Source organism: Nocardia sp. No.11 (assembly GCF_038752175.1).
Lineage (GTDB): Bacteria > Actinomycetota > Actinomycetes > Mycobacteriales > Mycobacteriaceae > Nocardia > Nocardia canadensis.
Genome location: NZ_JBCGFB010000039.1, coordinates 22,893 through 36,058 on the forward strand (window position 1 = coordinate 22,893; position 13,166 = coordinate 36,058).

General features: G+C 70.0%; 13 protein-coding genes. 6 read left to right on the plus strand and 7 right to left on the minus strand.

Annotated elements, in window-relative coordinates; translation table 11 throughout:
• Positions 1–93 precede the first annotated feature (93 nt).
• The gene (locus tag V8688_RS14800) at positions 94–702 is read left to right on the plus strand and encodes a TetR/AcrR family transcriptional regulator (RefSeq protein WP_316573900.1); all 609 of its coding nucleotides are present in this window, start codon (positions 94–96) and stop codon (positions 700–702) included.
• A 65-nt stretch (positions 703–767) separates the two neighbouring features.
• Here V8688_RS14800 and V8688_RS14805 read toward each other — a convergent pair whose 3' ends face one another.
• On the minus strand, positions 768–1,721 hold the full coding sequence (locus tag V8688_RS14805; protein WP_342801035.1) for a hypothetical protein: 954 nt from the start codon (positions 1,719–1,721) through the stop codon (positions 768–770).
• A gap of 112 nt (positions 1,722–1,833) precedes the next feature.
• Positions 1,834–2,403, minus strand: coding sequence for a hypothetical protein (locus tag V8688_RS14810; RefSeq protein ID WP_342801036.1), 570 nt, complete (start codon positions 2,401–2,403; stop codon positions 1,834–1,836).
• A gap of 208 nt (positions 2,404–2,611) precedes the next feature.
• Between V8688_RS14810 and V8688_RS14815 the strand changes: the two genes are divergently transcribed.
• Positions 2,612–4,222, plus strand: coding sequence for a hypothetical protein (locus V8688_RS14815; protein ID WP_342801037.1), 1,611 nt, complete (start codon positions 2,612–2,614; stop codon positions 4,220–4,222).
• A 10-nt stretch (positions 4,223–4,232) separates the two neighbouring features.
• On the opposite strand, the gene V8688_RS14820 is transcribed toward V8688_RS14815, so the two are convergent.
• The 5 genes from V8688_RS14820 to V8688_RS14840 form a co-directional block, all read right to left on the minus strand.
• A complete protein-coding gene (locus V8688_RS14820; RefSeq protein ID WP_342801038.1) occupies positions 4,233–5,018 on the minus strand; it encodes a sirohydrochlorin chelatase in 786 nt (261 codons plus the stop codon).
• Entirely contained in the window at positions 5,018–6,313 is a 1,296-nt protein-coding gene (locus tag V8688_RS14825; RefSeq protein ID WP_218717371.1) for a GTP-binding protein, read from the minus strand. The genes V8688_RS14820 and V8688_RS14825 overlap by 1 nt, the downstream gene beginning before the upstream one ends.
• A gap of 82 nt (positions 6,314–6,395) precedes the next feature.
• The gene (gene cysD, locus V8688_RS14830; RefSeq protein ID WP_255587402.1) at positions 6,396–7,355 is read right to left on the minus strand and encodes a sulfate adenylyltransferase subunit CysD; all 960 of its coding nucleotides are present in this window, start codon (positions 7,353–7,355) and stop codon (positions 6,396–6,398) included.
• A 72-nt stretch (positions 7,356–7,427) separates the two neighbouring features.
• A complete protein-coding gene (locus V8688_RS14835; RefSeq protein ID WP_218717370.1) occupies positions 7,428–8,147 on the minus strand; it encodes a phosphoadenylyl-sulfate reductase in 720 nt (239 codons plus the stop codon).
• A 20-nt stretch (positions 8,148–8,167) separates the two neighbouring features.
• Entirely contained in the window at positions 8,168–9,958 is a 1,791-nt protein-coding gene (locus tag V8688_RS14840) for a nitrite/sulfite reductase (RefSeq protein ID WP_255587401.1), read from the minus strand.
• Between the two features lie 434 nt (positions 9,959–10,392).
• Between V8688_RS14840 and V8688_RS14845 the strand changes: the two genes are divergently transcribed.
• The 4 genes from V8688_RS14845 to V8688_RS14860 all read left to right on the plus strand — a co-directional run bounded on the left by V8688_RS14845 (position 10,393) and on the right by V8688_RS14860 (position 13,122).
• Complete coding sequence (locus V8688_RS14845) at positions 10,393–10,821, plus strand: SgcJ/EcaC family oxidoreductase (protein ID WP_342801039.1); 429 nt, start codon at positions 10,393–10,395, stop codon at positions 10,819–10,821.
• A gap of 99 nt (positions 10,822–10,920) precedes the next feature.
• Positions 10,921–12,108, plus strand: coding sequence for a radical SAM family heme chaperone HemW (gene hemW / locus V8688_RS14850; protein WP_342801047.1), 1,188 nt, complete (start codon positions 10,921–10,923; stop codon positions 12,106–12,108).
• Between the two features lie 42 nt (positions 12,109–12,150).
• Positions 12,151–12,693: a DinB family protein gene (locus V8688_RS14855; protein WP_342801040.1), complete on the plus strand. Its 543-nt coding sequence runs from the start codon at positions 12,151–12,153 to the stop codon at positions 12,691–12,693.
• 201 nt (positions 12,694–12,894) lie between these two features.
• Positions 12,895–13,122, plus strand: a complete 228-nt coding sequence (locus V8688_RS14860; protein ID WP_218717366.1) for a hypothetical protein — start codon at positions 12,895–12,897, stop codon at positions 13,120–13,122.
• Positions 13,123–13,166: the final 44 nt, after the last annotated feature.

The window sequence follows — 13,166 nt, forward strand, 5'->3', positions numbered from 1 at the left end:
TTCACGGAGGAGAAATGAGAACGTACGATCGTTCGTAAATAAAAGTACGACCGATCGTTCGCCCATGCAAGAGGTGGTGGAACAATGGAGTTCATGACGCAGCTGTCCGAGTCCGGCGACCAACGACTGGCCAAGGGCGCGCGTGCCAGGGCGACCATCGCGCGCCGCGCCGCCGAACTCGCCTCCATCGAGGGGCTGGACGGCATCAGCATCGGCATGCTCGCCACCGACCTCGGGATCAGCAAGAGCGGCATCGCCACGCTGTTCGGCACCAAGGAGGCGCTACAGCTGGCCGCCGTGGCGACCGCCCGTGACGTGTTCATCGAACGGGTGATCGCGCCGAGCCTGCGCGAACCACGCGGCGTCGGCCGGATCCGCACTCTGATCGACCGCTGGTTCGCCCACATCGAGGATCCGCCCTTCCCCGGCGGCTGTTTTCGCGTCGCCACGCTGACGGAGTACAGCAGCAAGGAGGGGCCGGTCCGCGATGCCGTGGTGGCTGACCACGACGAGTGGCTGGCGTTGCTCGCGGTCGAGATCCGCAAAGCGCAGGAAGTCGGCGACTTCGCCGGCGCCGATCCGGAACAGCTGGTGTTCGAGCTCGACGCGGTGGTGAGCGCGGCCAATATCGCGCGCCAGATCGGGGATTCGGCGCGGGTCGAGGCCGCGCGCGCCATCGCCGCGCGCCTGCTCGCGTCCTAGCCTGCCCCGGTAAACGCCGATGGCGTCGTCACCCGGGTCGGGTGACGACGCCATCGGTCGGCGGCTCAGTGGTGGTGTGCGTGTCCGGCGTGCGGGTCGTGCCGCGGCGTCGCGATGCCCGCGGTGAGCGTGAACGCCGCGGTGCGGACCACCTCCCCGTGCCGGAAATCGAGGAAGAGGCGGTAGGTGCCCGGGCCGGGAACCGCGGTGTGGAAGGTGATCTCGGGTCCGGCCGGGGTGACGCCGTCGCCCGGTTCACCGTTCGGGTGCACGTGTACGTAGGCGAGGTCGCCCGCGCGCAAGATCACCAGATGGCCGAAGGCGGCTAGGTAGGGCTGCAGATCCGTGACCGGCACACCATCTTTGCGCACGGTCAGGGTGAGCAGGTCGCCCTCGGCGCGCAGGTCGCCGTCGACGGTGACCTCGTACCCGTCGACCGTCGCGGTGCGCCCCACCGCCGGAACCGGCTGTGGCGCATAGTGACCCGCGATCGCGAGATCGGCGCCGAGGGTGATCGTGCGGCCGAGCGCGCGCGGCGCGATATCGGTGAAGACGCGGTAGGCGCCCGCCTCGGGGAGATCGAGGCGGATCACCCAGGTGCCGTCGTCCTCGCGCACCGGATGGACGTGCCAGAACCCGGTCAGTTCCCGGCGCGCGACGATCAGATGGAGCTCGCGGTCGTGGATCGGGTCGAACTCGGTGACCGGCGCTCCGTCCGGCCCGAGGATCCGGAACCGGAAATCGATCCCGCCGGGCGCGGCGATCGTGGTGTCGAGGTCCAGGGTGTATCCGTCCTGGGTGACCAGCAGTCCGCCCGGCGCGCCCGCGCCGTGGCCGGCGTGAGCGTCGCCGTGGCCGGCGTGGGCCGGCTCGGCGGCGGCGTGCTTGCCGTGTCCCTGGTGTGCCGCGTGCGCGGTGGTATCGATGCCGTTGTCCGCGTGGTTGTTCCGGTGCGCGGCGGGCGCGGCGTCAGCGTGTCCGGCGTGGGTGTGGTGTCCGGCGTGGGCGTTGGTGGTCATCGTGGTCGCCTCTCTCTGTTCGCTGTGCGTTGCTACGAACATATACCCCTAGGGGGTATGTAGTGAAGAGGGACGACCTATGGGCTGGGTCACACCGGTCCGGGCGTCCGGGTCAGTGCTGGGCGTTCCAGAAGCCGATGGCGATGGCGCCCCACCAGCAGATCTGGGAGATCGCACCGGACGCGGCGCCCCAGACCAGCAGTCGCGGCGGCAACGGCCCGGTGGTCCGCTCGGCCAGGCGCTTGCTCAGCACCGTCGCTTGTAGCCCGTTGACGGTGAGGATCGCGGTCAGCGCCATTTTGATCTGCGTCGGAGGCGAACCGAGATCGGGCTCGAGGACGCCACCGCTGACGACCAGCGTCGCCAGGCCCAACCAGATCGGCACGTGCATTCGGGACACGCCCGCCATCGCCTCGGCCAAGGTGCTGCGCCCGGTCAGCCACAGTGCGGTCAGGTAGTCGGCGATCAGCACCCCGCCGAACCCGAGCGTCAAGCCGGCCAGGTGGACGAACAACCCGGCGGTATGCAGCGCGGGGTCCGGGTGTACGTGGGTGGCCACCCACAGGACGCCGCCGAGCAGCGCCGTCGACCCGAGTGCCGCGGCGCCGATCAGCCACCAGGAATCGAGCAGGCCGATCGGCCGCTCGGGTTCCGGCGCCGGCCAGCGGCCGCCCCGCGGCATCGGGGCCGGGGTGTGAAGCGTGCCCCAGACCGTCGGCGCTGTCGCCGCATCAGGTCGAATGACCAGCAAGTTTTCCGGCATTCATGCCTCCGCCCGGTGTGTCCACAAGAGATTAGGGGAGGCTAAACTATTTCTTCGGGTCGGGTAAAGACGTTCCCGGCCGCTGTCGGCCGAGAGAGATTGGTGAGCGATGGTGGTCGGATGGGGAGTGTCCCTCGGTGCGCGCAATACCGTCTGCGTGGCGGTCGGCGGCGGCGATCCGGTGGTCCGGCGAGACCGGACCACCTCCCATGACGGCCGGATTCTCGGTTTCGCCGATCTGACCGTCGCCGGTGGGCTGCCGCAGGAGCCCCCGGCCGAAGAACTGGTCGTCCGGGTCCTCGGCGCGACGATGGCCGCCCACGGCGCGGTGGCCGAGCACACCGTGTTGGCACACCCGGCGGTTTACAGCGAGCGACACCTCGCCGCGCTGCGGCGCGAACTCGGGCGGGCGCGACTGGGCGAGGTCGCGCTGGTGGCCGAGCCGATCGCGGCAGCGGCGGCGCTCGATCGGCCGGACGAGAACGTCGATGCCGCAACGGATGTCGCGGCGCTGCTGGTGTACGACCTGGGTGCGACCTCGCTCGATCTCACGGTGGTCGTGCGTGACCGGCGGGGCCACCGGATCGCCGGCCGCCCCGCCCGGTCCTACGCCTTCGGTGGTCGCTCGACCGCCGCGGCGCTCGCGATCGCCGAGCACGACCTGGCGGGCGCGATGGAACCGGGCGCTGGGGAACTGGGTGCGATGGAACCGGACGCTACGGAACTGGCTGCGGCGGAACTGGGCGCGGCGGAACCGGGTGCGATGGAACTGGGCGCGGCGGAACCGGGTGCGATGGACCTGGGTGCGATGGACCTGGGTGCGGGTTCGGATCCACGGCGCGCGATCGCGGTTCGTGCCCAGCTCGTCCGGGATTCACTGCCGCTCGTGCACGAATGTCTGCGCACCGCAGGGCTTTCCGTCGCACATCTCGACGCGGTGCTGCTCGTCGGGGGCGCGGCAACCCCGGACGACGTCGCGCACACCCTGGCCGGTGCGCTGCGCTGTCCGGTTGTGCGCGAACGGGAGCCGGGCACCTCCATCGCCCGGGGTGCCGCGCTGCTCGGTGCCCGGCGCTCGGCGACGGGCACCGTGCTGGTTCCGGTGCGCCGGCCGGTGTCACGCGGTGCGTTCGTCGCGGCCGCCGTCGCCGTGCCTCTGCTGTTCTCGGTCGCGCTGGGGTTGTTGCGCGCCGATGACGGGCGGGGTGGCGCGATGGTCGCCGTGCCCGGCCGGGCGTTACCGGGCGAGCGGGTCGACGCGATACCGGGTTCCGTGCTGGTCGACGCACTGCCGGCGACCCTGTGGGCCGGGGCCGCGATGCGGCCGATCGGATCGATCAGGGCGCAGCCGGACCGGACCGTGGCCGATCCCTCTGTGGCCTCACCGATGCCGGGACCCTCGTCGGGGTACGCCGCCACGACCGAATCCAGTGGTTTCGTCGAGAGTTCGGCGAGTGCCCCCGTGACCTACTCGCCGACCGCCCCGGATTCGGCCGCACCAGGACCCAGCCTCCCGGCCGCCCCGGCCCCGTTGACTCTGACGCTCGAGATCCCTGCCCCACCGGAGACGCCAGACAGCCCGGTCGATCCCGGCCACGGTGTTCCGATCGACTACACCCCGACGTCGGTTCCCGGAGAAATTCCGGGTCAAGCCTCGGTAGCCCTGCCGGATTCGCTCGCCGAAGTCCCGCCCGTCCCTGTCGCGACGGCATCCGAACCGGGAGCATCACACCCCTGAGATCGGTTGTTCAGGCGGTCAGTTCCCACTCGGCGCCGACGGTCACGTCGTAGCGATCCCACACAACGGCGGCGAGCGACGGGTGGGTACCGAGTGTCGGGGCGTGGGTGGATTCCGGTGCGGCGGTACCCAACCGGTCGGTGAGCAGGCCCGGCGCCAGGAACCACGGCGCGACGACGACGTGCTCGGCGCCACGGTCACGCAGCCGATCGGTCGCCCCGCGGACGGTGGGTTCGCTGGTCGCGAAGCAGATCTCGGTGAGCAGGCCGGTGCGCCGGGCGATCCGCGCGGCCACGTCGGCGGTGCGTTCGTTGGCGCCGGGCCGCGTGGAACCGACCGCGGCGACGGCGATCCCGATCCGGCCCGCCGTGTCTTCGGGGATCGCCGCCATGATCCGGTCGCACAGCGCGTCGAGCAGGCGGGGGTCGGGGCCGAGGACATCGGCCTGATCCAGCCGGAGCAGGGGATGCCTGCGCCGGGCCGTGTCGAGCAGGCCGGGCAGGTCGACGCGGGCGTGGAACGCGCTGCCCAGCAGCATCGGTACCACGATCGCGCGGGTGAACCCCAGCGCGGCCACCCCGTCGACGACCTGGTCGACAGACGGCGCGTTGAGATCGAGAAAGGCGAGCCGGACGGTCAGGTCCGGTCGCTGCGCGGCGACCAGATCGCGCACGGCCGCCGCGTTCGCCGCCGAACGCGGGTCACGGCTGCCGTGGGCGACCAGGATCAGCGCGGGCTCGCTCCCGCCGCGCGGGGCCACAACGGCACCACGCAGCGGGGCGAGCACGGGCGACATCAGACCGCGGTACCGACCTCGACCGAGGTCAGCACATCGCCGACCAGGCCGGCGGCGAGGGTGTTGCCACCGGCGGGATCGATCAGCAGGAACGACCCGGTGTGCCGGTTGGTGCGGTAGTCATCGGCCGGGATCGGCTCGGCCAGGCGCAGCGACACGCGGCCGATATCGTTGAGCTCCAGCGTCTCCGGGCTCGGCTCGGCCGTCAGGGTCTGCTCGTCGAAGCGCTCCACGAGCGCACCGACGATCGCCTGCGTGGTCTTGGCGCCGTGCTTGAGCAGCAGCCGGGCGCCGGGGCGCAGCGACTTGTCGCCGAGCCAGCACACGGTCGCGTCGAAGGTGTCGATCGCCTCCGGGGCGTCGGCCACCGAGGCGATGATGTCGCCGCGGGAGATGTCGACCTCGTCGGCCAGGATCAGCGTCACGCTGCGGCCCACCTGCGCGACGGCGAGTTCACCGTCGGGGGTGTCGATGCGCTCGACGGTGGTGCGCTTGCCCGAGGGCAGCACCACGATCTCGTCACCGGGGGAGACCGAACCGGCCGCGATCTGACCCGCGTAGCCACGGTAGTCGGGGTACTCGGCGGTGCGCGGACGGATCACGTACTGCACCGGGAAGCGCAGGCCCAGGGCGTGCGTTCCGGTCGAATCCGCGTCCACCGGTACCGATTCCAGGTGCTCGATCAGCGACGGGCCGTCGTAGTACGGGGTGTTGTCCGAGCGGCTGGCGATATTGTCGCCGTGCAGCGCCGACACCGGGATCTCGAGGACGTCCTCGTCGGCCCAGCCCAGCTTCGAGGTCAGCGCGTTGAACTCCGCGGAGATCGCGGCGAACACCTCGGCCGGATTGTCGACCAGGTCGATCTTGTTCACGGCCAGCACCAGCTTCGGCACACCCAGCAGCGCCAGCACGGCGGCGTGGCGACGGGTCTGCTCGATGACGCCCTTGCGCGCGTCGACCAGCAGGATCACCAGCTGCGCGGTGGACGCGCCGGACACCGTGTTGCGGGTGTACTGCACGTGACCGGGGGTGTCGGCCAGCACGAAAGACCGCTTGGGCGTCGCGAAGTAGCGGTACGCCACGTCGATGGTGATGCCCTGCTCACGCTCGGCGCGCAGGCCGTCGACGAGCAGCGACAGGTCCGGGGTGGACAGACCCTTGTCGACCGAGGCGCGGGTGACGGCGTCGATCTGATCGGCCAGCACGGACTTGGTGTCGTAGAGCAGCCGTCCGACCAGGGTGGACTTGCCGTCGTCGACAGAACCGGCGGTGGCCAGGCGAAGTAGGTCGCTCACTGTCGCGCCTCCGTCCGACCAGCGTGGCTGTGCCCATGGTCGTCGACAGAACCGGCGGTGGCCAGCCTCAATAGGTCGGACATCAGAAATAACCCTCTCGCTTGCGGTCTTCCATGGCGGCCTCGGACACGCGGTCGTCGCCACGGGTCGCACCACGTTCGGTCAGTCGGGACGCGGCGACCTCGGCCAGGATGGCCTCGTTGTCGGCGGCGTCGGAGATGATGGCGCCGGTGGTGGAACCGTCACCGACGGTGCGGTAGCGCACCGAGCGGGTCTCGAGGACCTCGTTCTCGGTCGGGCCGCCCCAGACGCCGGGGGTCATCCACATGCCGTCGCGCTGGTACACCGGGCGCTCGTGGGCGTAGTAGATGCTGGCCAGATCGATGTCCTCGCGGGCGATGTAGCGCCAGATGTCGAGCTCGGTCCAGTTGCTCAGGGGAAACACCCGCACGTGCTCGCCCGGGGCGTGCTTGCCGTTGTAGAGGTTCCACAGCTCGGGACGCTGGCGCTTCGGGTCCCACTGGCCGAAGGCGTTGCGCAGCGAGAAGATCCGCTCCTTGGCCCGCGAGCGCTCCTCGTCGCGGCGGCCGCCGCCGAAGACCGCGTCGAAGCGGTGCTCGGTGATGGCGTCGAGCAGCGGGACGGTCTGCAGCGGGTTGCGGATGCCGTCGGGGCGCTCGGTGAGGCGGCCGTCGGCCAGGTACTCCTCGACCGAGGCCACGTGCAGGCGCAGACCGTACTTCTCCACCACCTTGTCGCGGAACTCGAGCACCTCGTCCAGGTTGTGCCCGGTGTCGACGTGCAGCAGCGCGAACGGCAGCGGCGCGGGCCAGAAGGCCTTGAGCGCCAGATGCAGCAGCACGGTCGAGTCCTTGCCGCCGGAGAACAGGATCACCGGCCGCTCGAATTCGCCCGCGACCTCACGGAAGATGTGGATCGCCTCGGATTCCAGCGCCGCGAGGGTGTCGAACTCGGTCAGGCCGAGGTCGCGTTCGGTGGTGTTGGTACTCACAGGCTCACTCCCGGTGGTGGTGATGGTCATGCTGTGTCCTATCTGCATGCCCACGGCGCCCTTCGCGGTGACGCAGGCTTCCGCCTCCGGGCGCTGACGTGGTCATGACTGGTGCAATCCGCATTCGGTCTTGGCGAGGCCGGCCCAGCGTCCGCTGCGCGGATCGGACCCCGGCTCGGGCTTACGCGTGCACGGCGCGCAGCCGATGGACGGATAACCCTCCTCCACCAGGGGATTGACGAGGATGCCGTTGGCCTCGATGTAGGCCTGCATCTCGTCGTCGGACCACGGTGCGATCGGGTTGATCTTCACCAGTCCGAAGGCTTCGTCGAACGAGATCAGCGGTGCGTTGGCGCGGGTCGGCGCCTCGACGCGGCGGATACCGGTGACCCACGCGTTGTAGCCGGCGAGGGACTTCTTCAGCGGAACGACCTTACGCAACCGGCAGCATTCGGCGGCGTCGCGGGCGAACAGATCCTTGCCGAGCAGCTGATCCTGTTCGGTGACACTGTGTTCGGGGCGCACGTTGATCACGTTCACGCCGTACACGGCCTCGACCGCGTCGCGGGTGCCGAGGGTCTCGGCGAAGTGGTAGCCGGTGTCGAGGAACAGCACGTCGACACCGGGCCGGGTCTGCGCGGCCAGGTGCACCAGCACACCGTCCTGCATGTTGGATGCGACGATGTAGCCGTTTCCGAATGTGCGGTCGGTCCAGGCGATCAGGTCGGCGGCCGAGGCCTCGGTACCGAGCTCGGCCGCGCCTTGCTCGGCGATGGACCGCAGCTCGTCCTCGGACAGCTTCGCGGCGAGATTCGTTGTCACAGTTGAGATCCCCTCATCCACTAGCGGAGGTCGGCCTCGTCGGCGCGCACGGCCCACACCGCGAACCGCTCACCGGCTTCCCGGTTCTTGACGAAGTTGCGGACGACGCGGTCGATGTAGTCACCGAGCTCGACGCTGGTCACCTTGTGCTGACGCAGCTTGCGGCCGAATCCGGAGTCCAGGCCGAGGCTGCCACCCAGGTGAACCTGGAAACCCTCGACCTGATTCCCGTTGCCGTCGTCGACGAGCTGACCCTTGAAGCCGATGTCGGCGATCTGGGACCGGCCGCAGGAATTCGGGCAGCCGTTGATGTTGATGGTGATCGGCACGTCGAGTTCGGCGTTGATGTCGGCCAGGCGCTGCTCGAGTTCCGGCGCGAGCACCTGCGAGCGCTTGCGGGTCTCGACGAAGGACAGCTTGCAGAACTCGATGCCCGAGCAGGCGAGCAGGTTGCGCCGCCAGATCGACGGGCGGGCCTGCAGACCCAGCGGCTCGAGCTCGTCGATCAGCGCGTCGACCTGGTCGTCGGCGATGTCGAGGATGATCAGCTTCTGGTACGGGGTGAAGCGGATGCGGTCCGAGCCGTACTTCTCGGCGGCGTCGGCGACCTTGCTCAGGATGGTGCCCGAGACCCGACCGGCGATGGGGGAGAAGCCGACGGCGTTGAGTCCGTTGCGCAGCTTCTGCACGCCGACGTGGTCGATCGGCTTGGCGGGCTGCTCCGGGGCCGGACCGTCGATCAGCTTGCGCCCGAGGTACTCGTCCTCGAGTACCTGACGGAACTTCTCGATGCCCCAGTCCTTGATGAGGAACTTCAGACGGGCCTTGGTGCGCAGGCGGCGGTAGCCGTAGTCGCGGAACAGCGAGACCACGGCCTCCCACACGTCGGGCACCTCGTCGAGCGGCACCCACGCGCCGACCCGCTTGGCCAGCATCGGGTTGGTCGACAGGCCGCCGCCGACCCACAGGTCGAGGCCGGGGCCGTGCTCGGGGTGGTTCACGCCGACGAAGGCGACGTCGTTGATCTCGTGGACCACGTCCTGCTGGCCCGAGATCGCCGTCTTGAACTTGCGGGGAAGGTTGGAGTACTCCTTCTTCCCGATATAGCGCTCGACGATCTCGTCGATGGCCCAGGTCGGGTCGATGATCTCGTCGAGCGACTCACCGGCCAGCGGGGAACCGAGGACGACGCGGGGGCAGTCACCGCAGGCCTCGGTGGTGTGCAGGCCGACCGACTCGAGCCGTCGCCAGATCTCGGGGACGTTCTCGACCTCGATCCAGTGGTACTGGACGTTCTCGCGGTCCGACAGGTCGGCGGTGTCGCGGCCGAACTCGGTGGAGATGCCGCCGATGGTGCGCAGCTGGGCGACATTGAGCGCGCCGGCATCGCAGCGCACCCGCATCATGAAGTACTTGGCTTCGAGGATGTCGATGTTGTCGTCGTCGGTCCAGGTGCCGTCGTAGCCCTCTTCGCGCTGGGTGTAGAGACCCCACCAGCGGAAGCGGCCACGCAGATCGGCCTTGTCGATCGAGTCGAAGCCGCCCTTGGCGTAGATGTTCTCGATGCGCGCGCGCACGTTGAGCGGGTTGTCGTCCTTCTTGGACTGCTCGTTCGGGTTCAGCGGCTCGCGGTAGCCGAGGGCCCACTGGCCTTCGGAGCGGCGGCGCACGGGCTTGCCGGTGCGCTCGCGCGGCGCGACGGGGGCTTCGCTGCGCGGCCGATCGGGCCGGACGCGGCGTTCGGCCGCCGGGCGCTCGGGGCGGGCCGGCGACGACTGTTCGGTCGAAGCGGCGTCGGTGCTCGACGTCATGTGGGGTCGCTCCTGCGGGGTGGGTGGTACATCCGTGCTGAAGGCGCGAGGGGCTGGCTCGCGTCAGGTGGTCAGCGGGCCGATGAAAGTCGATGGCACCGGGGGATACCCGGGCGTGGACGCCGCTGCGCTACCGGGGGAAACCGGGCCGACAACAGGCGCTGCAGACGCGCTGGAAGTCGACGTGGCGCCGGGCCACGAGTCGTACTCCAGTTGCGTGCATGGGCCTATTGTGCCATGTCAGCCGGGTCGTTCCGACCGCAAGGAGATATTTCCCGCACTTTTGAGGGAAATTCCCTGGACGGTCGTCCCGTTCTGTGACGGGGGTCATAGTTCACCCGCCGGAAGCGACCCGTGATTCGTCGTGTACCCCGGATGTGCGGTGCGGCACAGCGCGTTGACCTGGAGTCTCGTTGAGGTTGCAGAGTGGTCGCATGAGCAACGATGCCACCGTGACGGGGCAGACCCCCGTCGATCTGGAGGCCGAACTCGCGGCCGTCACCGCTGTCGTCGAGACCATCGCCCACGCGCAGGCCAACGAACTGATCGACGAGTTCACCGCCGTCTTCCGGGCGGACGCGATCTGGACCACCGGCCACGGCAAGCGGCTGTACGGCAGGCCCGCCATCGCCGAGTTCACCGCCCAGGTGCTGCCCGGCGCCACCACCCACGGCAAGGCCACCTACGAGATCGAGCATGTGCTGTTCCTGCGGCCCGACGTCGCCGCCGTCAAGATCCGGCAGCGCTACTTCACCCTCGACGGGGAGTTGTCGGGGCAGGGCACACCCCTGTACGTCATGACCAAGGAGGACGGTGCCTGGGTGCTCACCGCCAACCAGAACACCCCCGTGGTGGCCGACTGATCGTCGACCGGTGCCGGGGGCGGGCCCTGCGTGCCGGGTCCGAGGGGAGCCCGGCAGACTGGAGGGGTGACTATCAGCGCTGTTTCCGGGGCTCCCGGCGTGACACCGGCCGACGCCGATCGGCCGGTGCTGCGCGATTTCGGGGGCGGCGCGTTCGGGGTCTACGTGCACGTGCCGTTCTGTGCGACGCGCTGCGGTTACTGCGACTTCAACACCTACACCGCGGGGGAGCTGGGCACCTCCGCGTCGCCGCAGTCGTGGCTCGAGGCGCTGCGCGGTGAGCTCGCGACCGCGGCGACCGAGTTCGCCGCGCTGCCGAGCGCGACGCCGCCGGTGTCGACGATCTTCGTCGGTGGTGGCACCCCCTCGCTGCTCGGCGGCGACGGACTGGCCGCGGTCCTGGACGCGGTGCGCGCGAACTTCACCCTGGCCGCTGACGCCGAGGTGACCACCGAATCCAACCCGGAGTCCACCTCGCCGGAGTTCTTCGAGCGCATCCGGGCCGCCGGCTACACCCGGGTGTCGCTGGGAATGCAGTCCGCCGCCCAGCACGTGCTGAAGATCCTGGACCGCACCCACACCCCCGGCCGCGCGGTCGCGGCGGCGAAGGAAGCCAGGGCTGCCGGGTTCGACCACGTCAACCTCGACCTCATCTACGGCACGCCCGGCGAGACCGACGCTGATCTGGACGCGAGCCTCGACGCCGTGCTGGCCGCCGGGGTCGACCACGTCTCCGCCTACTCCCTGATCGTCGAGGACGGCACCGCCTTGGCGCGCAAGGTCCGCCGCGGCGAACTGCCCTCCCCCGACGAGGACGTGCTGGCCACCCGGTACGAACGCATCGACGCCCGCCTCGCCGACGCGGGCCTGTCCTGGTACGAGGTCTCCAACTGGGCCGCCGACGACGATGCCCGCTGCCGGCACAACCTCGGCTACTGGGACGGCGGCGACTGGCTCGGCGCCGGCCCCGGCGCGCACAGCCATGTGGGCGGCGTCCGCTGGTGGAACATCAAGCACCCCGCCCGCTACGCCGACCGCGTCGCGCTCGGCGGCCTGCCCGCCGCGGGCTGGGAAGCGCTCACCGACGACGAGCGCTACACCGAACACCTCATGCTCACCGTCCGCCTCCGGACCGGCCTGCCGCTGGCCACTCTCGCGCCCACGGCCCGGACCGCGCTGGACCGCATCCTCGCCGACGGCCTCGCCGAGATCACCGGCGAGCACCTCGTCCTCACCGACCGCGGCCGTCTGCTCGCCGACGGCGTGGTCCGCGACCTGCTCGACTGAGCCGCCGAAATTCGGTGTCGGTCCCGCCGTCGCCGTGACACGATGCGCGGCGTGTCTTCCTCGCGGAATGAGCTGGTGCGCTGGCAGTTCGACCTGACCTGGTCGCTGCTCGAGTTCCATCTCGACCGGTTGTCGGCGGCGGACTTCCGCTGGGAGCCGGCCGAACTGTGCTGGACGCTGCGGCCGGACGACACCGGCGGATGGGTCGCGGACTGGGCCGACACCGAACCCGACCCGATCCCGGTCCCGACGATCGCGTGGCTGAGCTGGCACATCGGTTGGTGGTGGAGCGTGGCCACCGACCATCTGGCCGGCCGACCACCGCGGCAGCGGACCGACATCGGGTGGCCCGGACCGGGAGCGCCGACGATCGCCTGGCTGCGTCGGCTGCGCACGGACTGGATCGCGATCCTCGACGCGCTCGACGACACCGACCTGGACGCGCCCTCGGCCTACCCGTGGCCGGCCGATGCCGGGCTGACGAACGCTCATCTGGTCTCCTGGGTCGATGCGGAACTGATGAAGAACGTGGCCGAGATCGGTCAGCTGCGACTGCTGCGGGCGGCCCGGACACAGGTCGCTTGACACCGATTCGTGACCGGAATTCCGGGGCTTTCGGGTGGCGCGGACGCCATCGAGGATCGCCCGGTCAGCGTCATGAGCGGACGTGATGCACACCTCACCGGAGGGCCCGCGCACCGGGGTCCGCAAGCGCGAGGTTCGGTGGGTTCGGGGCCGAAGATAACGATTGGGGGCGTAGGCTTCGACTCGATCCTAGGGAGCTATATGTCCACCGAACGGCACATCACCCTCGTCCACGAGCAGAGCGAATTCGCTGAGGCGCGCTCTGCGGAGAAGGCGGAGAACGCGCGGCAGTGCGCGGTCGCCGCCCGCACGGTCGCGTCGCATTCCAACGACGCGGAAGATTGCGTATCGCTGCTGGCGATGCTCGGCCTGGATGCCCTCGCGGGCAAGCAGGTGGGCGCGGCTTCCACCGCCGCCGCCCGGAGCTGAATCGGATCGGACCGCCCCCTCCGGGCGGTCCGAGCCGGCGGCCG

Bases quoted from the DNA above. Each gene is read 5' to 3' on its own strand.
- V8688_RS14800 (WP_316573900.1), top strand. From the start codon at position 94: ATGACGCAGCTGTCCGAGTCCGGCGACCAACGACTGGCCAAGGGCGCG.
- V8688_RS14805 (WP_342801035.1), bottom strand. From the start codon at position 1,721: ATGACCACCAACGCCCACGCCGGACACCACACCCACGCCGGACACGCT.
- V8688_RS14810 (WP_342801036.1), bottom strand. From the start codon at position 2,403: ATGCCGCGGGGCGGCCGCTGGCCGGCGCCGGAACCCGAGCGGCCGATC.
- V8688_RS14820 (WP_342801038.1), bottom strand. From the start codon at position 5,018: ATGTCGCCCGTGCTCGCCCCGCTGCGTGGTGCCGTTGTGGCCCCGCGC.
- cysD (WP_255587402.1), bottom strand. From the start codon at position 7,355: ATGACCATCACCACCACCGGGAGTGAGCCTGTGAGTACCAACACCACC.
- V8688_RS14840 (WP_255587401.1), bottom strand. From the start codon at position 9,958: ATGACGTCGAGCACCGACGCCGCTTCGACCGAACAGTCGTCGCCGGCC.
- V8688_RS14845 (WP_342801039.1), top strand. From the start codon at position 10,393: ATGAGCAACGATGCCACCGTGACGGGGCAGACCCCCGTCGATCTGGAG.
- V8688_RS14855 (WP_342801040.1), top strand. From the start codon at position 12,151: ATGCGCGGCGTGTCTTCCTCGCGGAATGAGCTGGTGCGCTGGCAGTTC.
- V8688_RS14860 (WP_218717366.1), top strand. From the start codon at position 12,895: ATGTCCACCGAACGGCACATCACCCTCGTCCACGAGCAGAGCGAATTC.